The organism is Streptomyces sp. NPDC096012, from assembly GCF_040426375.1.
Taxonomy (GTDB): Bacteria; Actinomycetota; Actinomycetes; order Streptomycetales; family Streptomycetaceae; genus Streptomyces.
Map to the genome: position 1 here is coordinate 25,091 of NZ_JBEOTD010000050.1, position 25,734 is coordinate 50,824.

The window sequence follows — 25,734 nt, forward strand, 5'->3', positions numbered from 1 at the left end:
CTCATCGGCGTCGCCCCTCGTGTGTTCGGCCGTACATGCTGTCGTCATCGACAGGCCCCGGAGTCCGTGCCCGAACGAGGCAGGAGGACCCGGGAAGTGTTCACCGGAATCGTCGAAGAACTGGGTGAGATCACCGCCGTCGAGAATCTCGGCGACGCCTCGCGTTTCCGGCTCCGCGGCCCCGTCGTCACCGAGGGCGCGCAGCACGGCGACTCCATCGCCGTGAACGGGGTCTGTCTGACCGTGGTCGACCACGAGGGCGACGAGTTCACCGCCGACGTCATGGCCGAGACGCTGAACCGCTCCAGTCTGGGCGTGCTCACCGTCGGCTCCCGCGTCAACCTGGAGCGCCCCACCGCCGTGGGCGCACGCCTCGGCGGGCACATCGTGCAGGGGCACGTCGACGGCACCGGACGGGTGCTGGAGCGCACGCCCTCCGAGAACTGGGAGATCGTCAGGATCTCGCTCCCCGCGGACCTCGCCCGCTACGTCGTCGAGAAGGGCTCCATCACCGTCGACGGCATCAGCCTCACCGTCGTGGAAGCCGGCTCCGACCACTTCACCGTCAGCCTCATCCCGACCACCCTCGCGCTGACCACGCTCGGCCTGAAGCAGCCCGGCGACCCGGTCAACCTCGAGGTCGACGTCATCGCCAAGTACGTGGAGCGGCTGCTCGCGGCCGGACAGGGGGCCGGCCGGTGAACTGGCTGAACTCCGAGGCGTTCGCGCTCTTCGGCCAGCACATCATCTGGTCGGACATGGTCGGCAACATCCTGGGCCTGATCACCCTGGCCCTCGGCTGGCGCCGCTCCCTGCTGACCTGGCCCGTGCAGTTCCTCTCCGGCCTCGTCCTCTTCGCCGCCTTCTACGGCCACCTCACCGGCAGCGCCGGCAAGCAGGCCGTCGTCATGACCGTCGCGCTGTACGGCTGGTGGCGGTGGCAGCGCGACAAGGACGGCTCCGCCGACGGGCACATCACCCCCCGCTTCGCCACCGCGCGCGAGCGGGCCGCGATGCTCGCCGCGGCCGCCGCCGGCACGGTCGCCGTCGCCCTGCTCTTCACCGCCTACCCGAAGCTGTCCTGGGACCCGTGGCCGGACGCCTACATCTTCGTCGGCACCGTCGTCGCCATGTACGCCCAGGCCAAGGGCATGGTCGAGTTCTGGTTCGCCTGGCTGCTCGTCGACCTCGTCGGCGTGCCCCTCAACTTCGCCAACGGCTACGCCTTCTCCGGCTTCGTCTACGTCATCTACGGCGCACTCGTCCTGTGGGGCATGCGCGACTGGTGGCTGCGCTCCCGCAGGGGCCCGCGGCCCGTCCTGGAAGGAGCCCCGGCATGACCTCGGCACCGCCGCTGCACGGCACGGACACCATCGAGAGCTTCCGGCTCGACCCCGTCGAACAGGCCATCGCCGACATCGCCGCCGGCCGCCCGATCGTCGTCGTGGACGACGAGGACCGGGAGAACGAGGGCGACCTCGTCATCGCCGCCGAGAAGGCGACCCCCGAGATCATCGCGTTCATGATGAGCGAGTGCCGAGGCCTCATCTGCGCCCCCATGGAGGGCGAGGAGCTGGACCGGCTCCGGCTGCCGCAGATGGTCGAGGACAACACCGAGTCGATGAAGACCGCGTTCACGGTCTCCGTGGACGCCTCGGCCGCGCACGGCGTGAGCACCGGCATCTCGGCCGCCGACCGCGCCACCACGCTCCGGCTCCTCGCGGGCGGCGCGGCCGAGCCGGCCGACTTCGTGCGCCCCGGCCACGTCTTCCCGCTGCGCGCCCGGCCCGGCGGCGTGCTGGTGCGCGACGGCCACACCGAGGCCGCCGTCGACCTCGCCCGGCTGGCGGGCCTCCGCCCGGCCGGCGCCATCGTGGAGATCGCCGGTGAGGACGGCCGGATGCTCCGGCTGCCCGAGCTGATCCCGTTCGCCCGCAAGCACGGCCTGACGATCATCTCCATCGAGGACCTGATCGCCTACCGCCGCGACAGCGAGCCCACCGTCCGCCGCGAGGCCGAGACCCGCCTGCCCACCGCCCACGGCACCTTCACCGCCTACGGCTACCGGTCCGCCGCCGACGGCGTCGAGCACGTCGCCCTCGTCCACGGCGACATCGGCGACGGCCAGGACGTCCTGGTGCGCGTCCACTCCGAATGCCTGACCGGCGACGTCTTCGGCTCGCTGCGCTGCGACTGCGGCCCCCAGCTGGACGCCGCCCTGGACCGCATCCAGGAGGAGGGTCGCGGAGTCGTCGTCTACTTGCGCGGTCACGAGGGACGCGGGATCGGACTGCTGTCCAAGCTGCGCGCCTACGAGCTCCAGGAACAGGGCCACGACACCCTCGACGCCAACCTCGAACTCGGCCTGCCCGCCGACACCCGCGACTACGGCGCCGGCGCGAAGATCCTCGCCGATCTCGGGGTGCGCGGTGTCCGGCTCATGACCAACAACCCCGACAAGACCGAAGCGCTGCTGCGCCACGGCCTGGAGGTCACCGGCCGCGTGTCGATGCCGATCCAGGCGGGCGAGCACAATCTGCGGTACCTGCGCACCAAGCGGGACCGGATGGGCCACGACCTGCCCTGGCTGGACACCCCCGCGGTGACGGTCTCGGCGGCCACCTGTGGCAATCAGTGAGAGCAAGAAGGCAACGAGGAGAGACGTGAGCGGCAAGGGTGCACCGGAACTGTCCGTACGCAACGCGAGCGACCTCAGGGTCGCCGTCATCGCGGCGCAGTGGCACGACAAGGTGATGGACGGTCTGGTGAACGGCGCCCTGCGCGCCCTGCACGACCTGGGGATCGACGAGCCGACCCTGATCAGGGTCCCGGGCAGCTTCGAGCTGCCGGTGGCCGCCAAGGTCCTCGCGGGCCGCGGATACGACGCGGTGGTGGCCCTCGGCGTCGTCATCCGGGGCGGCACCCCGCACTTCGAGTACGTGTGCCAGGGCGTCACCCAGGGCCTCACCCAGGTCTCCGTCGAGACCGGCGTCCCCGTCGGCTTCGGCGTGCTCACCTGCGACACCGAGGAGCAGGCCCTGGACCGGGCGGGCATCGAGGGCTCCCGCGAGGACAAGGGGCACGAGGCGGTGACGGCGGCGGTGGCCACCGCTGCCACGCTGCGCTCAGTATCCGAACCCTGGCACTAGGCCGGGCACCGCAGCGGTTAGGGTGGGGATCACCATGTCCAAGAAGACTTTCGAGGAGCTCTTCACCGAGCTCCAGCACAAGGCCGCCCAGGGCGATCCCGCCACCTCCCGCACCGCCGAGCTGGTCGGCAAGGGTGTCCATGCCATCGGCAAGAAGGTCGTCGAGGAGGCCGCGGAGGTCTGGATGGCCGCCGAGTACGAGGGCAGGGAGGCGGCCGCCGAGGAGATCTCGCAGCTGCTGTACCACGTCCAGGTGATGATGGTCGCCCGCGGGATCTCCCTGGACGACGTCTACGCCCACCTGTGAACCGCGCCGGTTCACGATCCACTCTCCCGAACGCGAAGGAAGCCGACCCCATGCTGCGCATCGCCGTCCCCAACAAGGGTTCCCTGTCCGGCCCTGCGGCGGAGATGCTGCATGAGGCCGGCTACCAGCAGCGCCGCGAGTCCAAGGAACTGCGGATCGTCGACCCGGAGAACGAGGTCGAGTTCTTCTACCTCCGCCCCCGCGACATCGCGATCTACGTCTCCTCCGGCCGCCTCGACATCGGCATCACCGGCCGTGACCTGCTGATCGACTCCGGCGCCGGCGCCGAGGAGATCCTGCCGCTCGGCTTCGCCCGCTCCACCTTCCGCTTCGCCGCCAAGCCGGGCACGGCGGAGGGCATCGCGGACCTCAAGGGCCGCACGGTCGCCACCTCCTACGAGGGGATCGTCGCCCGGCACCTCGAGGACAGCGGCATCGACGCCTCCGTCGTCCACCTCGACGGCGCCGTGGAGACCGCGATCGAGCTGGGCGTGGCCGAGATCATCGCCGACGTCGTGGAGACCGGCACCAGCCTGCGCAACGCGGGCCTGGAGGTCTTCGGCGAGCCGATCATGAAGTCCGAGGCCATCGTCGTCCGCCGCACCGGCGCCGCCGCCGACGAGGCCGCCGAGCCGAAGGTCCAGCAGTTCCTGCGCCGCCTCCAGGGCGTCCTGGTCGCGCGGACGTACGTGATGATGGACTACGACTGCCGCGTCGAGCAGCTGGAGAAGGCCGTCGCGCTCACCCCCGGCCTGGAGTCCCCGACCGTCTCCCCGCTGCACAACGAGGGCTGGGTCGCGGTCCGCGCCATGGTCCCCGCCAAGGAGGCGCAGCGGATCATGGACGACCTCTACGCCATCGGCGCCCGCGCCATCCTGACCACGGCCATCCACGCCTGCCGCCTGTAAGGGACACGCACCCAGATGTCCGACCTTCCCACCCTTCCCGTCACCTTCCGGCCGGGCCACACCCGGGCCGTCCTGCTCAGCGCCGGCGTCGCGACAGTGCTGGTGCTCTCCGGCATAGCGATGCTGCTGGAGTTCAGCCCGGGGGAGCGGCTCAGCTTCATCCTCACCGGGGTGCTCATCTTCTGGGTGCTGGCCCGGCTGGCCCGTGTGAAGGTCGTCGCCGACGAGTCCGGCGTCACCGTGGTCAACATCGCCGGCCGGCGCCACCTGGACTGGGCGGAGATCGTCCAGGTGAACCTCCGTCCGGGCGATCCCTGGGTGTTCCTCAACCTCAGCGACGGCACGAGCCTGCCCGCGCTGGGCATCCAGCCGGGCATCGCCAAGCAGCGGGCCATCGCCGACGCGCGGGCCCTGCGGACACTGGCCGAAGCCCGCTCGGGGGCGCACGGCACACAAGATCAGGGCTGACTCGGGGACCGCCGCCCTGCCCGACTGCCCCATGTCTTGATTAATCTGGTGTGCGGAGGCGTTTCGCTGCGCCTCCACCCCTGCGCGCCGCCCGGCGCCCAGGGGGTTCCTGCTACCCGAGGAGTGACCCTCTCCGGCGATGGACGGATCGTCCTGTAGTACCTGCGCCGCCCCGACCCGACATACCGGGAAGGCGGTGGCCTCGTGACCATCTCCCTGCTGCTCCTCGGAGCGGCGTTCCTGCTCATCCTGGCCAACGGTTTCTTCGTGGCCGCAGAGTTCGGCCTGGTGACGGTCGAGCGTCCGGAGGCCGAGAAGGCCGCCGCCGAAGGCGACCGACGCGCCCGTACGGTCGTGGAGTCGCTGAGGGAGCTGTCCTTCCAGCTCTCCGGCACCCAGCTCGGCATCACCATCACCTCCCTGGTCGTCGGCATGCTCGCCGAACCGGCCCTGGCGGGGCTGCTGCACGGCCCCCTGGCCGCGCTCGGCCTGCCCGAGGGCGTCGTCTCCGGCGTCGCCGTGATCGTCGGCATGCTGCTGGCCTCCGCGATCCAGATGGTGATCGGCGAACTCGTTCCCAAGAACTGGGCGGTGTCCAAGCCCCTGCAGGTCGCGCGCTTCGTGGCCGGCCCGCAGCACCACTTCTCCCGCCTGTTCCGGCCGGTGATCGCCGCGCTCAACACGGTCGCCAACCGGCTGGTCCGCGCCCTCGGCGTCGAGCCCACCGATGAGCTGGCCTCCGCCCGCACCCCGGGTGAACTGGTGTCCCTGGCCCGGCACTCCGCGCAGGCCGGCGCCCTGGAGCAGGACACGGCCGACCTGTTCGTCCGCACCCTGTCCCTGGGCGAGCTGACCGCGCAGCACGTCATGACCCCCCGCGTGAAGGTCAGCGCACTGCAGTCATCGGCCACCGCCGAGGACGTCGTCAACCTCACCCGGGCCACCGGCCTGTCCCGCTTCCCCGTCTACCGGGAGAAGATCGACGAGATCGTCGGCATGGCCCACCTGAAGGACGCGCTGGCGATTCCCCCGCGCGACCGGCTGCGCACCCCGGTCGGCCGCATCGCCCGCAAGGCACTCCTGGTCCCCGAGACCCTGCCCGTCCAGCCGCTCCTCGCCCGGCTGCGCAGCGAGCAGCCCATCGCGGTCGTCGTGGACGAGTACGGCGGCACGGCCGGCGTGGTCACCCTGGAGGACATCGTCGAGGAACTCGTCGGCGAGGTCCGCGACGAGCACGACGCCAAGGACATGCCCGAGCTGGCCGCCGCCCCGCCCGAGGAGGGCAGGCCGGCCTGGGACGTCGACGGCAGCTGCCGCGTCGACATCCTGCTGCGCATAGGCCTCGACGTGCCCGAGGGGCCGTACGAGACCGTCGCCGGTCTGGTCGCCGACCTGCTCGGCCGCATCCCGGCCCCCGGCGACCGGGCCGAACTGCCCGGCTGGCGGCTCTCCGTCCGCCAGGTCGGCCACTACCGCGCCGAACGGGTCCGCCTGGTCCGGACCGCCCCGGTGGTCAACGTGGTGGAGGCCGCCCGATGAGCGTCCTCCAGCTGGCCTTCGCCGGGCTGCTCGTGCTCACCAACGGCTTCTTCGTCGGCGCCGAGTTCGCGCTCGTCTCCGTCCGCCGCAGCCAGATCGAACCCCTCGGCACCGCCCGGGCCCGCCAGGTGCTCTACGGCCTGGAGCGGCTGCCGCAGATGATGGCCGCCGCGCAGTTCGGGATCACCGTCTGCTCCCTGACGCTCGGCGCGGTCGCCGAACCGACGGTGGCACATCTGCTGGAGCCGCTGTTCGAGGCGATCCACATCCCGCAGGGCGTGATCCACCCCCTCGGCTACGTCATCGCCCTGGCCGCGGTGGTCTTCTTCCACCTGGTCATCGGCGAGATGGTGCCGAAGAACCTCGCCATGGCGGCGCCCGAGAAGGCTGCCCTGTGGCTCAGCCCGGGACTGGTGTGGTTCGCCCGCCTGTGCAAGCCGATCACCGTGGCCCTCGGCGCCTGCGCGCAGGGCATCCTGCGCCTCTTCCGGGTGGAGCCGAAGGACGAGGTGGAGGCCGTGGTCACCAGCGAGCAGCTCAACCGGCTGCTGGAGGACTCCGGCCAGGCGGGACTCCTCGACCCCGAGGAGCAGGAGCGGCTGGAGGACGCCCTGGAGCTGGGCTCCCGTCCGGTGACGGACGTCCTGCTGCGCCGGGAGTCCCTGGTGACGGTGGCTCCGTCGGTCACACCGGGCGAGATCGTGCGGCTGACCGCCCGCACGGGCTACTCCCGGTTCCCGGTCGCGGCGACGGAGAAGGGTCCGTTCATGGGGTACGTCCACGTGAAGGACGTCCTCGACGTGGAGGAGTCCGAGCGTGCGGTACCGCAGCACGTCTGGCGCCCCATGACCACGCTGCGCGCCGAGCTGCCGCTGGACGACGCGCTCACGGTGATGCGCCGGGCGGCCACGCACCTCGCCCAGGTGGCCGACGCCGGCGGCCGGGTGCTCGGTCTGGTGGCCCTGGAGGACGTCCTGGAGCTGCTGGTGGGCGAGGTGCGGGACCCGGCGCACCGCGAACCGGCCGACGTGAGGCTGGCGGAACCGAGAGTCAGCGGCGAGCCGGAACAGGCGTTGGCGACGTAGCGCGCCGACGGCCCCGAGTCGGCCGCGGCCACCGGGCGGGCCCCTTGGGGGGTCCGCCCGGCGGCGGAAGTCGCTCGTCAGCTGCTGCGTGGGGGCCGATCGCGCGGTTCCCCGCGCCCCTGGGGGTGGCCTCGGAGGCGGTCGGCTGCATGGCCGGCCCCGCACCCCTGAGGATTGCAGCGCGGTGAGTGAAGCGCGCCGGTCCCGGCGGCAGGACAGGCGTCTACGTCGGTGTCGGGTCCTGCGGGCCCCGGCCGGAGAGCACCTCGCCGTAGGCCTGCATCAGGTCGGGCAGGCGTAAGGTCGCCAGGTCCTCCCGCGAGAGCGCCCCGGGATACACCGACAAGCGCAGATCCCGGTACGCGCAGCTCTTCTCGTACAGCGTCCGCAGGAACCGCCCGTTGCCCAGCTCGTCGATCCACTCCTGATCGACCACATGCCCGGCGATCGAGCGCAGCTCCTCCAGCGCCTCGTCGTCCCAGGTGTCCCCGTTGTCCCCGGCCAGCACCTTCCCGATCTCGGTGAGTTCCTGCGGGCGGTACGAAGGGAAGTCGACGCGGGTCGTGAAACGGGAGGAGAGCCCGGGGTTCGCCGCGAGCAGCCGGTCCATGCCCTCCGGATAGCCGGCCAGGATCACCACCAGGTGGTCCCGGTTGTCCTCGGCCCGCTTGAGCAGCACCTGCAGCGCCTCGTCGCCGTACGCGTCCCCCTTGCCGTACCCGGAGTTGGACAGCGAGTACGCCTCGTCCACGAACAGCACCCCGCCGATCGCGGAGTCGATCAGCTCGTTGGCCTTCACGGCCGTCTGCCCGAGGTACTCGCCCACCAGGTCGGCCCGCTGGGCCTCCACCAGATGATCCCCGCCGAGCAGGCCCAGCGCGTAGAACACCCGCCCGAGAATCCGCGCGACCGTGGTCTTCCCGGTCCCGGACGGCCCGGAGAAGACGAAGTGCCGCTTCGGTGGCTGCACCGGCAGCCCCTGCCCGGTCCGCAGCCGGGCCATGTTCAGCTGCGCGGACAACGCCTTCACCTGGCGCTTGACCGGCTCGAGACCCACCATGCGCTCCAGCTCGGCGAGCGCCTCCTCCAGCAGCGCGGGATCGGTCGGACCGGCCGGAACGGTGGAGGAGGAGAGCCCTGTCTTCACGCGTACCGCCGGATCGCTCACCGAGGGCAGGGGGCCGGCCGGCAGATCCGGTTCCGGAAGTCTGAGATCGCGGCCCTCCATCCCGAAGAGCGGGTCGAACCCGTCCGGTCCGTCCACGCTGTCCTGCCCGGCGCCGGTCAGCGTGATCGCGGCCAGGTCCGCGGCGTCGTCGTACCCGTCGCCCTCGGCGATCGCGGCCAGCCGCGCCGAGGTGTCCATGAAGGCCGGGTCGACCCGGTGCACCGCGCGGTACAGCGGGAGCGCGGCGGCCGAGCGGCCGGTGCCCTCGTGGGCGCGGGCCAGCCAGTACCGCAGCTCCTTGCGCTGCGGCTGCTCGCTGCGGCACCGCATCAGCGCGGCCGACAGGAGCGGCTCGGCCTGCCCGTACATCTCCAGCCGGACCCGGGCCATGCCGCCGAACAGCCCCGCCTCGATGCCGAGCAGCGGATCGTCCAGCAGCGGATCGGTGTGCCGGACGAGCTGCTCCCAGTCCTTGACCAGATAGGCGCGGCAGGCGTGCAGGAAGCGGACCTGCGGATCGGTGTCGACCGGGGGCAGCCCGGCCAGCGCCCGGTCCAGCTCGGGCACGTGCCGGCCGTCCAGCCAGTGCGAGGCGTGCGCCAGCAGCAGATCACGCGGGCTCTCCAGCACCGGCTGCACCCACCAGCCCAGCCAGTACCAGGAGTTGAGGGATCTGCGGTGCCGGGCGCGCTGTTCGCCGAAGCGCTCGCGGTGCCGGAACATCCTCAGCAGCGCGGTCGTCGTGTCCACGCGCAGCGCGTGCAGCCCCAGCCAGGCGTCGGCCATGCCCGGGTCCATCCGCACCGCGGTGCGGAACTCCTCCTCCGCCTGCGGGTAGGCGCCCATCGTGTAGGCGTCCACACCCCGCAGCCAGACGAGGTCGGCCGGGGCCTCGGGGCCCTGCGTGCCGAAGTCCATCACGTCCCCCCACAGACCGTGTCCCCGTGGTTCACCACCGGGCGAGTCACCCGGTGGCCGCCGCGGTCGAACCGCTGTGCCGCGGACCGGAGTTGCAGGTGCGCGAGGCAACCGCCCGAAGGTCGCACCGAGGGCATCGTACCCGTGGGGCGACCGCGTGCCGAAGGGTGCCGCACATGCCGTTCGACGAGGTGGGAGCAGACGGGGCGCATCCGGCTCGGTGACCGAGGGTGAGCGGATCGGTGCGCGCAGCGCCCGGAAAACGGCCCCAGGGCAGAACGAAGCCCCCGGTCACGGGGGAACAACCGGGGGCTTCGCGTCTGAGGGCGGCTCCCAAAGGCCGCACATCCAGAACGTAAGTCCTGTCCGGGCCCCCGGTCAAGCACAGTTGGGCACCCGGAGGAGTTCGCCGGACAACGCTCTTCACGCCTTCACCACATTGCAGGCGGTCCCTCACCGTGCGTAGCGACCTGGTCCGGTCCAGGGGGTGACACAGGCCCCGGCAGCACCTCATACCCCTCCGATGTCTGCAGCACCAGAAGATCCGCGTGGGGGCGCGAAGGGTCGGCGGTGAAGTGCGCGCGCTCCGCCGTGACCCAGCCGTCCCAGAACTCCCGCAGCCCCGCGCCGTCGCGCGACCGCCCGCGCGCCCAGGACTCGGCCGCCGGCAGCTCCATCCACAGCAACCGCGCCAGATGCGGCCGCAGCGCGCGGCGGCCGGCCCCGACGCCCTCGATCAGCACGACGGGCGCGGGCGGCAGCGGGCGGGGCGCGCCGAACGCGCGAGCGGGCCAGTCGTAGGGGGTGTAGTACGCGCTCTCGCCCCGGGACAGCGGTTCGATCACCTGGGTCATGAAGCGGCCGGTCCACGCGAAGAGCTGCTCGTGGCTGGAGACGTCGTCCAGGTGGAGCACCGGCGCCCCGCCCAGCGCGGTGGCCAGCAGCCCGGCGAAGGTGGACTTTCCGGAGCCTGCGTGCCCGTCGACGCCGATCAGCCGGACCGGTCCCACGGACGGAGGGAGCCCGCGCAGCCGGGCGGCGAGGTCGCGAATGGTGATTCCCGAGGTGTGGTGCGGTGTGGGGGTGTTTTCCGGAAACAGTCTAGTAGCGGCCCCTGGTGACGGGGCCGCCGGTGGTCGCCGGGCCGGAAGATGTCGCAAATTGAACCACCGGTCGGCGGCCGGCCAATCCTGCCGATAAACCAATCGAATCACGTGACCGATATGTCGAATTCGGCGTTCCCGGGGGTGCCCGTCGCTGAGTAAGGTGCCTCCTGCGCAACTTCGATGCGCCGAACGGGGACGGGCGGGTGGACATGGCCGCGGAGTTATTCGAAGGGCACTATGTTTGGCACCCGGCGGCCGACGACCGTGTCCTGGCGAGCGTTTGCGTCGATGTGCGCGCCGGTCGTTATCGATACGCCAACGAGGCGCTGGCCGAGACGCGTACCGACTTCGCCCTGCGCGCCCACCGTTCACTGGTGCTCGCCTCCGAGGCGGCCGGCACCGATCTCGTCGAGCGCTGGCTGGACGAGGAGCCGACGCCCGAGGCGGCGCTGATGTGGGCCCGGGTCGCGGTGCAGCGCGCGCTGCGGGCCGCCGACGCCCGCGACGAGCGCGCCGAGGCACTGGAGCGGATAGCGCTGACCGCGTGCGAGCGCGCCGCCGCCCTGGCCCCCGACGACCCCACCCCCTGGGTCGCCAAGCTGTCGATGGCCCGGCTGCACCGGCTGCGCGACCCGGCCCCGCGGGGGCTGCTCACCGCCCCGCCGGGACCCTGGCGGCTTTTCGCGCACGTCCTGTCCCTGGACCCGTGGCACCGCGAGGCCCATCACCGCTTCCTGTCCTGTTTCTTCACGCGCCACGGCGGCTCGGTCAACGCGGCCTGGGACGTGGCCGCCTTCCTGAGCCAGCGGGCGCCCGCCGATTCCGCCCTGCGGCTGCTGCCCCTGGTGGCCCTGGTGGAGAGCTACAACCCGACCCAGCTGCTCGCCGAACAGGTCTGGGAACAACCCCAGTGGCGCTCCACGGCCCTGGCGATCTACCACAACTGGCTGCCCACGATGGCCGGTTACCGCTTCACCCCGGTGCTCGACCTGGCCTACCTCGCGCACGCGCTGGTCATGGGCCAGTGCGAGTTCGAGGCCCGGGCGGTGTTCACGGCGATGGGCCGGTACGCCTCGCGCATGCCCTGGAGCGCCTTCGGTGACCCCGCCGAACAGCTCTCCCGGGCCCGGCGCGCCTGCGGACTGCCCGTGCCGGGGCCCGCCTGATTCCGCTCGTCCGCCCCTTTTCCCCACCGAGAGAAAGGCCGATCTGTGTCGGAACGGACATCGACGCCACGCGTGAAGGCCCGCGCGGGTGAAGACCCGGTCGTGCTAGACGACGACGCGACCCTGCACGCGATGGGATATCCACGAAAACTGACCCGGCGCTTCAAGGCGTTCGACAATTTCGCGATCTCCTTCACCATCATCAACGTCCTCTCGGGAATCTTCTCGTCCTTCGGATTCGGCATGAATGCGGGTGGCCCCCGCATTCTCGTATTCGGCTGGGCCGGTGTCTCCGTCATGGTGCTCCTCATCGGCGCGGCCATGGCGGAAGTGGCCTCTGCCTATCCGACGAGCGGCGCCCTCTATTTCTCCGCCGGTAAACTGGCCAAACGGCACAAGGGTGCCTGGTCCTGGTTCACGGGCTGGCTGAACTTCGTGGGCCAGATCGGCGGAACCGCCGCCACCGGGTACGCGGCCGCCACCTTCATCCAGGCGTTCGCCCAGCTGCAGTGGCCCTCCTACGAGCCGACCGCACACCAGACGGTGCTGATCACGGCCCTGATCATCGTGCTCCAGGGGCTCGCCAACACCTACTCCGTCCAACTCGTCGCCCTGCTCAACCGCATTTCCGTGTGGTGGCTGCTGATCGGACTGGTCGTGATCGTGGGCGCACTCATAGTGATGCCCGATCACCATCAGTCGGCGTCCTTCGTGACGCATTTCGAGAACAACACGGGCTTCACTAGCGGGCTTTACGGCGGCATGCTCGGCCTGCTGGTCACCAGCTGGACCTTCACCGGCTTCGACGGCAGCTTCCACATGTCCGAGGAAACGGTCGGCGCGACGGTCAACGCGCCGAAGGGGATCATCCGGGCGATCGGCTATTCCGCGCTCACCGGCCTGATCCTGATGCTGGCATTGGTCTACAGCATTAACGACTACGCCAAGGTGGCCGGAGCGGCTACGCCGCCCGTCCAGATTCTGATCGACGGACTCGGCCTGGCCACCGCCAAGGTCATGCTCCTCATCGTCATCGGCGCGATGCTCTTCTGCGGTCTGGCCAACCTCACCAGCAACACCCGGCAGATCTTCGCCTTCTCCCGGGACGGCGCCATGCCGGGCTCCCGCTGGTGGCACTCGGTCTCGCTGCGCACCCGTACCCCCGTGAAGGCGGTGTGGCTGGCGGTGGGCTGTTCGCTGGCCCTCGTGGTGCCCGGCTGGTGGTCGCACACGGCGTTCACCGCCATCGTGAGCGTCAACGTGGTCGGGCTGTTCCTCGCCTACGCCGTGCCGATCTTCCTGCGGCTCCGGCTCGGTGACGCGTTCCAGCCCGGGCCCTGGCACCTGGGCCGCTGGGGCCGGCCGATCGGCTGGCTCGCGGTGATCTGGATCCTCCTCAGCAGCGTCCTGTTCATGCTCCCGCAGGCCTCGCCGATCACCGCCGACTCCTTCAACTACGCGCCGATCGCGCTCGCCGCCGTCCTGCTCGTGGCCACGGTGTGGTGGTTCGCCACCGCCCGCCGCCGCTTCCAGGGCCCGGTCAGCTACGGCGGCCCGGACGAGGTCGCCGCGATGGACCTCGTCTGACCGCCCCGGTCACCCGGCCCGGCCTGCCGGGTGACCGGACGCACCCCTCCCGGTCACGTCGTACGACCGTCCCGCTCCTCTCGTACGGCGTCCCTCTCGGTCCTCTCGTACGACGACCGCCCCCGTCCTCTCCGTACGACGACCGCCCCGCCCCCCCCACGTGCGACGACCGTCCCGGTCCTCAAGCACGACGACCGTCCCGCTCCCTTCGCGCGGCCCACCGGTCATGGCCCCGGCGCGTGCCCTTTCGCCCGCTCCGGGGCCTTCGTGTGCCCTCGGGAGACGCTTTCAGTGGACGAGACCAATATTCGTGGCGCGGCATACGCGGAAGTGCTGGCAGGGGCATGCCGCCTGATCCATAGTTGGCGCACGAACCGTGCACCGGAGCAGTCCCGACTCGGACACCTGGGGGTATTCGCGCCCATGAGCAGAGCCGAACAGCCGTCCCGCAGAACCGTCCTCGCCGTCGCCGTCGCCGCGGCGGTGGCCGGAGCGGCGCCCCCCGCGGCCGCCGCACAGACATCCGCCACCGGTGCCGCGAAGGCCTCCGCCACCGGTGCCCCGCGGACATCCGCCCCCCGCGCCACCGGCACCGGCCGGGCGCAGGACCGTCCGATCGACTACCACGCCTGGACCACCCACCGCGAGTGGCGCTCCGGCGCCGCCCAGGGCACCCGGGCCGTCGCCGGTCACCGCCCCGGCCTGGTGATCGCCGCGCCGGTCGGCCGCAGCGACTACACCGACCCGCACACCGGCACCACCGCCACCTGGGAGTACGCCACCTGGACCTCCCCGGTCCACCGGCCGGCCGTCCCCGCCACCGAGGTCATCGCCTCCTGGAACGCGCACACCCCCGAGGGGACCTGGCTCCAGGTCGAGCTGCGGGGCACGTACTCCGACGGCACGGACACGCCCTGGTACGTGATGGGCCGCTGGGCGGCCGGCGACCAGGACATCAAGCGGACCTCGGTGGACGGCCAGAGCGACGGCAGGAGCACCGTCTGGACCGACACGTTCGCCATCGACGACGCGAGCACCGGCCTGCGCCTGGCGTCGTACCGGCTGCGCCTCACCCTCTACCGCACGCCGGGCACGCACCTGACGCCCACCGTCTGGCGGCTGGGCGCGATGGGCTCCGACATCCCCGACCGCTTCACCGTCCCGGCCTCCACCCCCGGTCTCGCCCAGGAACTGGCCGTCCCGCGGTACTCGCAGGAGATCCACAAGGGCCAGTACCCACAGTTCGACAACGGCGGCGAGGCCTGGTGCAGCCCCACCTCCTCGCAGATGATCATCGAGTACTGGGGCGGCCGGCTCACCCCCGAGCAGCTCTCCTGGGTGGACCCGGCCTACGCCGACCCGCAGGTCTGCCACGCCGCCCGCTTCACCTACGACTACCAGTACGAGGGCTGCGGCAACTGGCCCTTCAACGCCGCCTACGCGGCCACCTATCCGGACCTCCAGGCCGTCGTCACCCGGCTCGCCTCGCTCTCCGACCTGGAGACGCTGGTCGCGGCCGGCATCCCCGCCATAACGTCCCAGTCCTTCCTCAGCAGCGAGCTGACCGGCGCCGGCTACGGCACCTCCGGCCACCTGATGACCGTGATCGGCTTCACGGCGGACGGCGACGTGATCGCCAACGACCCGGCCTCGCCGGACGACGCCGCGGTACGGCGGGTCTACCTGCGCCGGGAGTTCGAGAACATCTGGCTGCGCACCAAGCGCCACAACGCCTCCGGAGGGGTCTCCTCGGGCACCGGGGGAGTCTGCTACCTGTACTTCCCGGCTCAGCCGAGCCACCGCCAGCGCAAGGCCCTGGCCGCGGTGGGCGTGCACTGATCCGGGCCGTGTGAGCAACGTCTCTGCCGCAGACACCGCCGCGGGTGGCAAGGTGGACAAATGGGTGGGGGGATTCCACTCCGTACGTCCGACCTCTGAGAGAAACCATGACCGCACACCCGGCCACCGCCACCCGCGTCCGCACCGGCGGCCCTCAGGAAGACGGCCCGAAGATCCTCGAGCACGCCATGGGCTGGCTGCTCGTCGTGATGGTCGCGATGCTCGTGACCCAGCTGGGTCTGCTCTGACAGCCCTTCCCGGGCCGGCATGTTCTGACATACTGCGGGTGTCCCGCGACTCCCGGACCAGGGTCGAAAGTGAACATGCCTCAGCAGCGTGCCGCCGTCCACCAGTCTCCCGGCTCCGCTCGCGCGGGGCAGGCGCCCGCACGGGCGCGCGGCACCGATCGCTCGGCGGCGCGTCGCGCCGAACTCATCGCCATCGGACGCAAGTTGTTCGCCGACACGCCCTACGACGCACTGTCCATGGACGACATCGCCCGCCAGGCGGATGTCGCCAAGGGCCTGATCTACTACTACTTCCGCTCCAAGCGCGGCTACTACCTGGCGATCGTCGAGGACTCCGTGGCCGACCTGGTCTCCTCCGCCGCCGGCGGCCTCGAACTGCCCGCCGTGGACCGCGTCCACCGCACCATCGACGGCTACCTGCGCTACGCCGAACACCACCAGGCCGCCTACCGCACGATCGTCAGCGGCGGCGTCGGCTTCGACGCGGAGGTGCACGCCGTCCGGGACGGCGTGCGGGCGGCGATCATCACGACCGTCGCCGAAGGCGCCTACGGCACGGGTGACATCGCCCCGGTCGCCCGCATGGGCCTGCTCGCCTGGGTGTGCGGCGTGGAGGGCGCGACCCTGGACTGGATCGCCCGCCCGGAGCTGTCCCGCGACACGATGTGCGCGCTGCTGGTGAAGACGCTCGGCGGGGCCCTGCGGGCCGTCGCGGAGCTGGACCCGGCCCACCCGGCCCCGCCCCCGGCCCGCCGCGAGGCCTGAACGCCGCACGGGACGCGACGCCGAACGCCGCGAGGGGTGACGCCCGGACGCCACAGGGGAGCGGAGGCTCGTGGTCCTCCGCTCCCCGGCCCCCGTGGCCTGGATCAGGTGATGACCTTGATCAGTTGATGGCCTTGATCAGCTCGCCGCCGGCCGTGTCACCGCTCAGCTCCCAGAAGAACGTGCCGCCCAGACCCTGCTGGTTCTTGTACGTCATCTTCGTGGCGATGGTCGCCGGGGTGTCGTAACTCCACCAGTCACTGCCGCACTTGGCGTAGGCGGTACCGCCCACGGTGCCGGTCGCCGGGCACTTGGACTTGAGCACCTTGTAGTCGTCGATGCCCTGCTCGTAGGTCCCCGCCGCCGGTCCGGTCGCCGTGCCGCCGGGCGCCGCCTGGGTGACGCCGGTCCAGCCGCGCCCGTAGAAGCCGATGCCCAGCAGCAGCTTGGCGGCCGGGACGCCGAGACCCTTGAGCTTGGCGATGGTCGCCGAGGTGTGGAAGTCCGCCTTCGGGATGCCCGGGTAGGAGTTCAGCGCGGAGTGCGGTGCGGTCGGGCCGGCGGCGTCCCAGGCGCCGAAGTAGTCGTACGTCATCGGGTTGTACCAGTCGACGTACGCGGCGGCGCCGGCGTAGTTCGCCGCGTCGATCTTGCCGCCGCTGGTGGCGTCCGCGGTGATCGCGGCGGTGACCAGGCTGCCGGAGCCGAACTTCGAGCGCAGGGCCGCCATGACGTTCTTGAACGCCTCCCGCCCGCTGGTGTCGCAGGTGTTGCCGCAGGCGTTCGGGTACTCCCAGTCGATGTCGATGCCGTCGAAGACGCCCGCCCACTTGGAGTTCTTCACCAGGTCGTAGCACGACTGGGCGAAGGCCGCCGGGTTCTTCGCGGCCTCGCCGAAGCCGCTGGACCAGGTCCAGCCGCCGAAGGACCACAGCACCTTCAGGCCCGGGTGCTTCTTCTTCAGCTTCAGCAGCTGGTTGAAGTTGCCGCGCAGCGGCTGGTCCCAGGTGTCGGCGACGCCGTCCACCGACTCGGCGGCCGTGTAGGCGCGGTCGGTGGCCGCGTAGGAGTCGCCCAGCGCGCACTTGCCGCCCGTGACGTTGCCGAACGCGTAGTTGATGTGGGTCAGCTTGGCCGCGGAGCCGGAGGTCTCGATGTTCTTGACGTAGTACTTGCGGTCGTAGGTGCCCCATTCGGTGAAGTAGCCGACGACCTTGGAGCCGGCCTTCAGGTGCGGGGCGGTGGGGGCGGCCGCGGTCGCGGTGCCCGCCCCGGCCAGGAGCCCGGCACCGAGGACGGTGGTACACGCGGCGGCCATGAGCGCCCGGAGGCGGGAGCGGTGGGGAGTGTGCATCGGGTGTCTCCTCGTGGGGGAGAGGTGCCTGCGCGCCGATTGGCATGAACGCGGTAAAGCGTTGGTCATGCACAGTAGGAGGACTAGACCACTGCGTCAATGGTTCGGACCAATCCTGGGGGTGCGGGGGCTTCCGGCTGGATTCTTGAAGTAAGCGGTCGTTAACTGGTGACGAGAGGTCGCTGATCGGGCATACTCACAGCGCAGCCGCTGGTCAGCCGCTTCCGAGACCCGGGAGCGGGCCCCTTCGGCGAACCGGCAAGACGAGGCGGAGCCGCCCCCACCCGACGGGCCCGACCGCCCGTGCCCGAAACAGGGAGGAGACCGACGCCATGTCCGACCGCGACCCGCAGCCGGTGGAGCGTCAACTGCCGACGGAAGAGGCGAGGGACCTGCTCGCGCTCGTCCGCGAGATCGCCCAGCGCGAGATCGCGCCGAAGGCCGCCGAGGAGGAGGACGCGGGACGCTTCCCGCGCGAGGTCTTCACCCTGCTGTCCGAGTCCGGGCTGCTCGGCCTGCCCTACGACTCCGAGTACGGCGGCGGCGACCAGCCCTACGAGGTCTACCTGCAGGTCCTGGAGGAGCTGGCCGCGGCGCGGCTCACCGTCGGCCTCGGGGTCAGCGTCCACACCCTCGCGTCCTACGCGCTCGCCGCCCACGGCACCAAGCAGCAGCAGGTCGAGCACCTGCCCGCGATGCTCGGCGGCGGCCTGCTCGGGGCGTACGGGCTCTCGGAGCCGTCCTCCGGTTCCGACGCGGCCTCCCTGCGCACCAGGGCCGTCCGCGACGGCGACCACTGGGTCCTCACCGGCACCAAGGCCTGGATCACGCACGGCGGCATCGCCGACTTCTACACCGTGATGGCCCGCACCGGCGAGGACGGCCCGCGCGGGATCACCGCCTTCCTCGTGCCCGGCGACGCCCCGGGCCTCTCCGGCGCGGCGCCCGAGAAGAAGATGGGCATGAAGGGCTCACCCACGGCCCAGGTCCACCTCGACGGCGTCCGGGTCCACGACGACCGGCGCATCGGCGAGGAGGGCCAGGGCTTCTCCATCGCCCTGGCCGCCCTCGACTCGGGCCGGCTCGGCATCGCGGCCTGCGCCATCGGTCTCGCCCAGGCCGCGCTGGACGAGGCGGTGGGCTACGCGACCGAGCGCCGGCAGTTCGGCCGGCCCATCGCCGACTTCCAGGGCCTGCGCTTCATGATCGCCGACATGGCGACCCAGATCGAGGCCGGCCGGGCGCTCTACCTCACGGCCGCCCGGCTGCGGGACGCCGGCCGGCCGTTCGCCAAGCAGGCCGCCATGGCCAAGCTGCACTGCACCGACACGGCCATGAAGGTCACGACGGACGCCGTGCAGATACTCGGGGGCTACGGCTACACCGCCGACTTCCCGGCCGAGCGCTACATGCGCGAGGCCAAGGTCCTGCAGATCGTCGAGGGCACCAACCAGATCCAGCGGATGGTCATCGCCCGTCACGTGGCGGGACCCGAGGGTCGCTGAACTGGCCCGCGAGCACCGTCGGCGCCGCCAGCCTGACCCACTCCGGGTCGTGGCGGCCCGGCAGGGTGCGCCCTCGGTCGGCCCAGGTGCGCAGGAGATCGCGGTAGATGGGCGGGTCCTGCGGCGCGGGCGGCGGCGGAACCGATTCTGCCGGGCGGGGGACGAAAATGCGGCGCTGACGCCCGGTCGCCGAGTACGTGGGGGTCATGCCGGGCCAACGCGCCGGTGGCCCGACAGGTCACCGCCCGGCCGAATCGCGCGTCAGTTCACGTCCGTCCGGTTTCCTCCCTGGTCTCCTCCGATGATCTGACGTACCGTCAGCGGACCGTCCACCAGGGGGTGTCCGTGGTGTCCGTGGCCGACGACCGTCCCGTACCACTCGACGAGTACCCGGTGCACCAGGTGCCGCGCGTGCCTCCGGACGTCATGCCGTACACCTACGAGGGCAGTTGGCCGCACGCGGCGAGCGACGGCGAACGCGAGCACCTGGAAGCGGCCACGATCGCCCTGCCGGCCCGGCTGCACGACCAAGTGCCCGCCGCCGAGGCCGCGTTCCTCACCCTGCCCGGCGAAGGCGACCCGCTGCGCCGACACGTGACGGCCCAACGCGCCTACTACACCTGGGTGACCGACGGTTTGGCCCGCTCACCCCTGATCGAGGACGCCTTCGACCGGCTGGAGCGGCTGTGGCCGCGCGAACCCGGCGAGCCCGTCCTGAACTGGGGGGACGCGCGCATCGGAAACATCGTCTACGACGGCTTCGAGCCCGTCGCCGTCCTCGACTGGGAGATGGCCGCGCTCGCCCCGCGCGAGGTCGATCTCGGCCGGACGATCTGTCTGCACCGCTTCTTCCAGGACCTCGCCACCGGCTCCGGGCAGCGGGGCCTGCCCGGCCTCCTGCGCCGCGACCGCGTCGAGGCCCGCTACGCCCGCCTGACCGGCCACACCCCGCGGGACATGGAGTTCCACACCCTCTACGCCGCGCTGCGGCACGCGATCGTCATGCTGCGCGTCGCGTACCGGCAGGCGTACTTCGGTGAGGTCGCCGTCCCGGCGGATCCGGACACGCTGATCCTGCACCAGGACGGTCTGCGCGCCATGGTGCGGGGCGAGTGCGGGGATTGAGCGCTCCGCGGGGCGGGCGGTCACCGGGATGGAGCCCCATGGCACAGGGCGGCCGCCGCCGGGGTGCGAGCCCGGCCTGCCGGCGAGCGGCTCAGGCGGCCTGGCGGCGCAGCTCCGGTACGCGCATCGGGCGCGAGCCCGGGCCCCCGGCGTGCGAGAAGGGCTGCGTCCGCCAGTTCAGGCCCTGGGGGAGCGTGAGCAGCAGAGCGGTGTCCTGCTCCTGCGGCGTGAAGGACTCGTCCGCCGGGCGGGCGTCGGCCGCCGCACGGCCCGTGCCGGCGCAGACCGTGAGACCGAACGGGTTCCACGGCGAGGCGCACAGCGCGTGCTCCGGCAGGATCTCCTCGTCCGCCAGCAGCGCGATCGGCTGCGCGCAGTCCGGGCAGATCACCCGGTACATCTCGAACGTGTCGTAGGCGTCCGGCTCCTCGTCGAAGACGTCGGATCCGGCGCCCTCCGGCTCGGGCTCGACGACCGGCTGCTGCCGCCTGGACGTGGATCGACCAGGGCGCTCAACACTCTGCATGGGTTACTCCCCCTAAGGCTGGGCCGTGAAGGCACTGCGGCCTCGACCACACCAAGCACTTCCCGCCCGGTCTCGGCGGTAATCACGAGACCGTCACGGAGCCTGCGCAGGGCCTGTGGCGTTCGTCACAGGGCGCCCGTACCGGCCCGTCGGCGCGCCGGTTCACGGCCTTTTGTATCGAACCGGCCATGACCTGCGCTCTCGGCTATCGGAAGAGATCAACCGCACTGTAGGTTTTGGCGCCATGGAGGAGCTGGACCGACAGATCGTGCAGCTGCTCGTCAAAGACGGGCGGATGAGCTACACAGACCTGGGCAAGGCCACGGGCCTGTCCACGTCGGCCGTGCACCAGCGGGTGCGCCGGCTCGAACAGCGTGGCGTCATCCGCGGCTACGCCGCGGTGGTCGACCCGGAGGCCGTGGGGCTGCCGCTCACCGCGTTCATCTCGGCCAAACCGTTCGACCCCAGCGCCCCCGACGACATCGCGGACCGGCTCGCCGACGTCCCCGAGATCGAGGCCTGCCACAGCGTCGCCGGCGACGAGAACTACATCCTGAAGGTGCGGGTGGCCACCCCGCACGAGCTGGAGGAGCTGCTGGCCCGCCTGCGCTCCCTGGCCGGGGTCTCCACCCGGACGACGGTGGTCCTGTCGACGCCGTACGAGGCACGCCCGCCGAGGATCTGAGCCGGGGCGGCCCCGTGCCGCAGCACGCGCCGCCCCGGTGCCCGGCGGACCCCGCGCACGCGAGAGACTGTCCGTCATGAGTGAGCAGTCCGCCGAGCCCCAGACCGTCCTGCTGCGCCGCGGGGAGGTGCACAGCCCCGCCGACCCCTTCGCCACCGCCATGGTGGTGGAGCGCGGCCAGGTCGCCTGGGTCGGCTCCGAGGGGGCCGCCGACGCCTTCGCCGACGGGGTGGACGAGGTGGTCGACCTCGACGGCGCCCTGGTCACCCCGGCCTTCACCGACGCCCATGTGCACACCACCGCCACCGGCCTCGCCCTGACCGGCCTCGACCTGTCCGGCGCCCCGTCCCTGGCGGCGGCCCTGGCCCTGGTCCGCGAGTTCGCCGCCGCCCGCCCCGGCGACCGGGTCCTGCTGGGCCACGGCTGGGACGCCGCCCGCTGGCCCGGCGGCCGCCCGCCCACGCGCGCCGAACTGGACGAGGCCACCGGCGGCCGTCCGCTGTACCTCTCCCGTATCGACGTGCACTCGGCGGTCGTCACCACCGCCCTGCTGGACCTCGTCCCCGGGGACGTCCCGCGCGAGGACGCCCCGCTCACCCGGGACGCCCACCACCTAGTGCGCGAGACCGCCCTCGCCGCCATCACCCCCGCCCAGCGCGCCGAGGCCCAGCGCACCGCCCTCGCGCACGCGGCCTCGCTCGGCATCGGCTCGGTGCACGAGTGCGGGGGTCCGCAGATCTCCTCCGAGGAGGACTTCACCGCTCTGCTGAAGCTCGCCGCCGAGAACCACGGCCCCCGCGTCGTCGGGTACTGGGCGGAGCGGAACGTCGACAAGGCGCGCCAACTCGGTGCCATGGGCGCCGCGGGTGACCTCTTCGCCGACGGCGCCCTCGGCTCGCACACCGCCTGCCTGCACGAGCCGTACGCCGACGCTCCCCACAGCGGCACCGCCTACCTGGACGCGGACGCCGTCGCCGCCCACGTCGTCGCCTGCACCGAGGCCGGCCTGCAGGCCGGCTTCCACGCCATCGGCGACGCCGCCGTGACCGCCGTCGTCGAAGGGGTGCGCGCCGCAGCCGAGAAGACCGGCCTGGCCCGCGTCCGCGCCGCCCGGCACCGCGTCGAGCACGCGGAGATGCTCACCCCCCAGACCGTCGCCGGCTTCGCCGAGCTGGGCCTGATCGCGTCCGTGCAGCCCGCCTTCGACGCCCTGTGGGGCGGCGAGGACGGCATGTACGCCCAGCGCCTGGGCACGGAACGGGCCCGCACCCTGAACCCGTTCGCGGCCCTGTTGCGCGCCGGTGTGCCCCTCGCCTTCGGCTCCGACAGCCCCGTCACCCCGCTCGACCCGTGGGGCACGGTCCGCGCCGCCGCCTTCCACCACAAGCCCGGGCACCGGGTCTCCGTCCGCGCCGCTTTCACCGCGCACACGCGCGGCGGCTGGCGGGCCGTGGGACGCGACGACGCGGGCGTCCTGGTCCCCGGTGCGCCGGCCGACTACGCCGTCTGGCGCACCGACGAGCTGATCGTCCAGGCTCCCGACGACAGGGTCGCGCGCTGGTCGACCGATCCGCGCTCCGGCACCCCCGGCCTGCCCGATCTCACCCCCGGCCACGCGCTGCCGGTCTGCCTGCGCACCGTGGTCGGCGGACGGACCGTGTTCGTACGGCCGGGCGAGTGATCTCCCGGGGTGGCGCGGCGGTCATCCTCCTCGCCGGTCCCGTCGTCCGACCTGCGCATCCTTTCGGGTCACCGCCCGTGATGCCGTGTCCGCACCGGGCACGAGGCTGTTGACAGTCGGCGGCGCGGGGCCGGTAGGTTCGGCGGAGTCCACCACCGGACGCCCGACCGGAGAGTGTTCAGCAACTCGTCGCAGCGCCGCTGGGTCAGGGACGGTGTGCCGCACGGGGCACCGTCGCTGGGAGCCAGGCTCAGCGCCCGCGCCGACGAGGGATCGTTCCGACCGGTCGGCAAGGTGTGACCCGGGTGGGGCCCGGGCGCTCAGTAGACAACGGCTTTCGGTCGATCCGCAGCCAGCGGGTCCCAGGTCGGCCCGAAGGGCGCCGGGCCCCCATCCGTCGCGGAACCAGGTGCCGAGAAGGGCATTCTTACCCCACTCTCGTGGAATCGACACCACCACAGACTCGAGTCGGGGCGTCATCCCAGGCCTTGGCCACTATGGTGGATCCCTGCGTACGAGATGAAGGGGCAGCAGTGAACGACGGCGACGGGACCCTCGCGGCCAAGGCCCAGGGGAGGCAGTTCGGCCCGCTGGGCACGGCCCTGGTGATCATTCCGACGTACAACGAGGCGGAGAACATCAAGAGCATCGTCGGGCGGGTGCGCGAAGCCGTCCCCGAGGCGCACGTGCTCATCGCCGACGACAACAGCCCCGACGGCACCGGCAAGCTGGCCGACGAGCTGGCCGCCGAGGACGATCACGTCCAGGTGCTGCACCGCAAGGGCAAGGAGGGCCTCGGCGCGGCCTACCTCGCCGGCTTCCGCTGGGGCCTGGAGCACGGCTACGGCGTGCTGATCGAGATGGACGCCGACGGCTCCCACCAGCCCGAGGAACTGCCCCGCCTGCTCACCGCCCTCAAGGGCGCCGACCTGGTACTCGGTTCCCGCTGGGTGCCGGGCGGCCGGGTGGTGAACTGGCCCAAGTCCCGCGAGTTCATCTCCCGCGGCGGCAGCTTCTACTCCCGTCTCGCCCTGGACCTTCCGCTGCGCGACATCACCGGCGGCTACCGTGCCTTCCGCCGCGAGACCCTGGAGGGTCTGGGTCTGGAAGAGGTCTCCTCGCAGGGCTACTGCTTCCAGGTCGACCTGGCCCGCCGCGCCGTCAAGGCCGGCTACCACGTGGTCGAGGTGCCCATCACCTTCGTCGAGCGCGAACTCGGCGACTCCAAGATGAGCAAGAACATCGTCGTCGAGGCGCTGTGGCGGGTCACCGCCTGGGGCGTGGGCGACCGCGTCGGCAAGATCACCGGCAAGGGCTAGCGAGACCCGGCACCAGGGGCTGGCGGGACCGGCATCGACGGGTCGGCGAGCGAGGCTGGACCGGGCCGGTGAGCACGGCGGGACCGGGCCGCTGAGCGGGCGCGGCTCGGGTCGGCGAGCGAGGTGGTACCGGGTCCGTGAGCGGGCCCGGCAGGGGGCGGCGAGCGAGGCGGTACCGGGGTGCCGAGCCAAGCGGTGTCGGGCGTCTCCGGCGGATCGACCCCTTATCCCGTGCTGAGCCGCGCCCAGGCACACTGAGAGCATGACGACTGGCGCTCCCACCTCCGCGAACACCGCCCGGCCCCGGCGCTCCGCGCTGCGCAGGTATCTGCCACTGGGCGTCGCCGCGTGGCTGGTGCTGGAGATCTGGCTGCTGAGCCTGGTCGCGGGCGCGGCGGGCGCCCTCACCGTGTTCCTGCTCCTGGTCGCGGGCTTCGTGGCCGGCTCCGTGGTGATCAAGCGGGCGGGCCGGCGCGCCTTCCGGAGCCTGAACGAGGCACTGCAGCGGGGCGGCTCCCCCGAGCGCGGGGGCGGCAACGGCCTGATGATGCTCGGCGGTCTGCTGCTGATGATCCCCGGCCTGGTCTCCGACGTGGCCGGGCTGCTCCTGCTGCTCCCGCCGGTTCAGAGGGCCGTGAGCCGGCACACCGAGAACGCCCTGGAGAAGAGGCTGCGCACGGCCGCCCCGGGCAGCCTCGGCGACGCCTTCCAGCAGGCCCGCATGCACCGCCCCGACGGCAAGGTGGTGCAGGGGGAGGTCATCCGGGAGGAGCGCCCCGGGCCGGGGGACCAGCGGCCGCCGCTGACCCGCTGACCTTCTCCCGCCTGACCCGCCGGCCTGCTCCCGACGGTTCTCCCACCCGACGGCTCTCCGGGGCCGCGGACCGGTGCGGCCGGAAACGGCCGGACCTCGCGGATCCTGCGGCCTCCTCTCTGGGCTGCGGACCGGTGCGGCCGGAAACCCCCGGACCTCACGGACCCTGCGGCCTCTCTGGGCTGCGGACCGGTGCGGCCGGGAACGGCCGGACCTCGCGGATCCTGCGGCCTCTCTGGGCTGCGGACCGGTGCGGCCGGAAACCCCCGGACCCTGCGGACTCCGCGGCCCACTGACCCCACCCCGCCCCCGAGCGGCCCCACCGGTGGCCGTCCCGTGACCCGGTCGCTGCCGGTCGCACCGGTGACGGCCGTCCCGTGCGACCGGGGCAGCCGGCCCCACCGGTGCGCCCGGGCCGCCGCGCGGGTCGCGCGCACGAAAGACCGCGGGCGCCGTACGTGGATCACGTGCG

23 protein-coding genes and 1 pseudogene are annotated in these 25,734 nt (G+C 72.0%); 20 read left to right on the top strand and 4 right to left on the bottom strand.

Going from position 1 to position 25,734, the window contains the following annotated elements; genetic code table 11:
* The first annotated feature begins 96 nt into the window (after positions 1 to 96).
* The 9 genes from ABVB68_RS32770 to ABVB68_RS32810 all read left to right on the top strand — a co-directional run bounded on the left by ABVB68_RS32770 (position 97) and on the right by ABVB68_RS32810 (position 7,456).
* Entirely contained in the window at positions 97 to 702 is a 606-nt protein-coding gene (locus ABVB68_RS32770) for a riboflavin synthase (protein ID WP_353604822.1), read from the top strand.
* The gene (locus tag ABVB68_RS32775; RefSeq protein ID WP_353604823.1) at positions 699 to 1,340 is read left to right on the top strand and encodes a nicotinamide mononucleotide transporter family protein; all 642 of its coding nucleotides are present in this window, start codon (positions 699 to 701) and stop codon (positions 1,338 to 1,340) included. Before ABVB68_RS32770 ends, ABVB68_RS32775 begins: the two co-directional genes overlap by 4 nt.
* Entirely contained in the window at positions 1,337 to 2,638 is a 1,302-nt protein-coding gene (locus ABVB68_RS32780) for a bifunctional 3,4-dihydroxy-2-butanone-4-phosphate synthase/GTP cyclohydrolase II (protein WP_353604824.1), read from the top strand. The genes ABVB68_RS32775 and ABVB68_RS32780 overlap by 4 nt, the downstream gene beginning before the upstream one ends.
* 25 nt (positions 2,639 to 2,663) lie before the next feature.
* Positions 2,664 to 3,149 carry a 6,7-dimethyl-8-ribityllumazine synthase gene (ribH, locus tag ABVB68_RS32785; protein ID WP_353604825.1) on the top strand — a complete coding sequence of 162 codons (486 nt, stop codon included), beginning with the start codon at positions 2,664 to 2,666 and terminating at the stop codon, positions 3,147 to 3,149.
* Positions 3,150 to 3,183: 34 nt separating this feature from the next.
* Complete coding sequence (locus ABVB68_RS32790) at positions 3,184 to 3,456, top strand: phosphoribosyl-ATP diphosphatase (protein ID WP_353604826.1); 273 nt, start codon at positions 3,184 to 3,186, stop codon at positions 3,454 to 3,456.
* Between the two features lie 50 nt (positions 3,457 to 3,506).
* Positions 3,507 to 4,364, top strand: coding sequence for an ATP phosphoribosyltransferase (gene hisG, locus ABVB68_RS32795; protein WP_353604827.1), 858 nt, complete (start codon positions 3,507 to 3,509; stop codon positions 4,362 to 4,364).
* 15 nt (positions 4,365 to 4,379) lie between these two features.
* Positions 4,380 to 4,832, top strand: a complete 453-nt coding sequence (locus tag ABVB68_RS32800) for a PH domain-containing protein (RefSeq protein WP_353604828.1) — start codon at positions 4,380 to 4,382, stop codon at positions 4,830 to 4,832.
* Positions 4,833 to 5,036: 204 nt separating this feature from the next.
* Positions 5,037 to 6,371: a hemolysin family protein gene (locus tag ABVB68_RS32805; protein WP_353604829.1), complete on the top strand. Its 1,335-nt coding sequence runs from the start codon at positions 5,037 to 5,039 to the stop codon at positions 6,369 to 6,371.
* Complete coding sequence (locus ABVB68_RS32810; RefSeq protein ID WP_353604830.1) at positions 6,368 to 7,456, top strand: hemolysin family protein; 1,089 nt, start codon at positions 6,368 to 6,370, stop codon at positions 7,454 to 7,456. Before ABVB68_RS32805 ends, ABVB68_RS32810 begins: the two co-directional genes overlap by 4 nt.
* 223 nt (positions 7,457 to 7,679) lie before the next feature.
* Here the strand turns inward: ABVB68_RS32810 and ABVB68_RS32815 are convergent, their stop codons facing one another.
* Complete coding sequence (locus ABVB68_RS32815; protein WP_353604831.1) at positions 7,680 to 9,542, bottom strand: AAA family ATPase; 1,863 nt, start codon at positions 9,540 to 9,542, stop codon at positions 7,680 to 7,682.
* 431 nt (positions 9,543 to 9,973) lie between these two features.
* Positions 9,974 to 10,594 (bottom strand): uridine kinase family protein, encoded by a 621-nt coding sequence (locus ABVB68_RS32820; RefSeq protein WP_353604844.1) that lies wholly within the window; start codon positions 10,592 to 10,594, stop codon positions 9,974 to 9,976.
* Between the two features lie 263 nt (positions 10,595 to 10,857).
* Here ABVB68_RS32820 and ABVB68_RS32825 point away from each other — a divergent pair, with 263 nt between their 5' ends.
* From ABVB68_RS32825 to ABVB68_RS32845, 5 genes are all read left to right on the top strand, one after another.
* Positions 10,858 to 11,814: a hypothetical protein gene (locus tag ABVB68_RS32825; RefSeq protein ID WP_353604832.1), complete on the top strand. Its 957-nt coding sequence runs from the start codon at positions 10,858 to 10,860 to the stop codon at positions 11,812 to 11,814.
* Between the two features lie 45 nt (positions 11,815 to 11,859).
* Positions 11,860 to 13,401, top strand: coding sequence for an amino acid permease (locus ABVB68_RS32830; RefSeq protein WP_503006431.1), 1,542 nt, complete (start codon positions 11,860 to 11,862; stop codon positions 13,399 to 13,401).
* Between the two features lie 423 nt (positions 13,402 to 13,824).
* On the top strand, positions 13,825 to 15,240 hold the full coding sequence (locus ABVB68_RS32835) for a C39 family peptidase (RefSeq protein ID WP_353604834.1): 1,416 nt from the start codon (positions 13,825 to 13,827) through the stop codon (positions 15,238 to 15,240).
* A gap of 107 nt (positions 15,241 to 15,347) precedes the next feature.
* Complete coding sequence (locus ABVB68_RS32840) at positions 15,348 to 15,488, top strand: SCO1431 family membrane protein (protein ID WP_353604835.1); 141 nt, start codon at positions 15,348 to 15,350, stop codon at positions 15,486 to 15,488.
* Positions 15,489 to 15,563: 75 nt separating this feature from the next.
* Positions 15,564 to 16,253 carry a TetR/AcrR family transcriptional regulator gene (locus ABVB68_RS32845; RefSeq protein ID WP_503006433.1) on the top strand — a complete coding sequence of 230 codons (690 nt, stop codon included), beginning with the start codon at positions 15,564 to 15,566 and terminating at the stop codon, positions 16,251 to 16,253.
* A 121-nt stretch (positions 16,254 to 16,374) separates the two neighbouring features.
* On the opposite strand, the gene ABVB68_RS32850 is transcribed toward ABVB68_RS32845, so the two are convergent.
* Positions 16,375 to 17,607: a glycoside hydrolase family 18 protein gene (locus ABVB68_RS32850; RefSeq protein ID WP_353604837.1), complete on the bottom strand. Its 1,233-nt coding sequence runs from the start codon at positions 17,605 to 17,607 to the stop codon at positions 16,375 to 16,377.
* A 332-nt stretch (positions 17,608 to 17,939) separates the two neighbouring features.
* Between ABVB68_RS32850 and ABVB68_RS32855 the strand changes: the two genes are divergently transcribed.
* On the top strand, positions 17,940 to 19,112 hold the full coding sequence (locus tag ABVB68_RS32855; protein ID WP_353604838.1) for an acyl-CoA dehydrogenase family protein: 1,173 nt from the start codon (positions 17,940 to 17,942) through the stop codon (positions 19,110 to 19,112).
* Positions 19,113 to 19,520: 408 nt separating this feature from the next.
* Positions 19,521 to 20,237 (top strand): annotated as a pseudogene (locus tag ABVB68_RS32860) (phosphotransferase); the annotation flags it as partial.
* A 91-nt stretch (positions 20,238 to 20,328) separates the two neighbouring features.
* Here the strand turns inward: ABVB68_RS32860 and ABVB68_RS32865 are convergent.
* Entirely contained in the window at positions 20,329 to 20,763 is a 435-nt protein-coding gene (locus ABVB68_RS32865; RefSeq protein WP_353604839.1) for a hypothetical protein, read from the bottom strand.
* 244 nt (positions 20,764 to 21,007) lie between these two features.
* Between ABVB68_RS32865 and ABVB68_RS32870 the strand changes: the two genes are divergently transcribed.
* From ABVB68_RS32870 to fxsA, 4 genes are all read left to right on the top strand, one after another.
* Positions 21,008 to 21,448, top strand: coding sequence for an Lrp/AsnC family transcriptional regulator (locus tag ABVB68_RS32870; protein WP_353604840.1), 441 nt, complete (start codon positions 21,008 to 21,010; stop codon positions 21,446 to 21,448).
* A 76-nt stretch (positions 21,449 to 21,524) separates the two neighbouring features.
* The gene (locus tag ABVB68_RS32875) at positions 21,525 to 23,129 is read left to right on the top strand and encodes an amidohydrolase (RefSeq protein ID WP_353604841.1); all 1,605 of its coding nucleotides are present in this window, start codon (positions 21,525 to 21,527) and stop codon (positions 23,127 to 23,129) included.
* A gap of 533 nt (positions 23,130 to 23,662) precedes the next feature.
* Positions 23,663 to 24,448 carry a polyprenol monophosphomannose synthase gene (locus ABVB68_RS32880; RefSeq protein WP_353604842.1) on the top strand — a complete coding sequence of 262 codons (786 nt, stop codon included), beginning with the start codon at positions 23,663 to 23,665 and terminating at the stop codon, positions 24,446 to 24,448.
* Positions 24,449 to 24,710: 262 nt separating this feature from the next.
* Positions 24,711 to 25,262, top strand: coding sequence for an FxsA family membrane protein (gene fxsA / locus ABVB68_RS32885; RefSeq protein ID WP_353604843.1), 552 nt, complete (start codon positions 24,711 to 24,713; stop codon positions 25,260 to 25,262).
* The last annotated feature ends 472 nt before the right edge of the window (positions 25,263 to 25,734 follow it).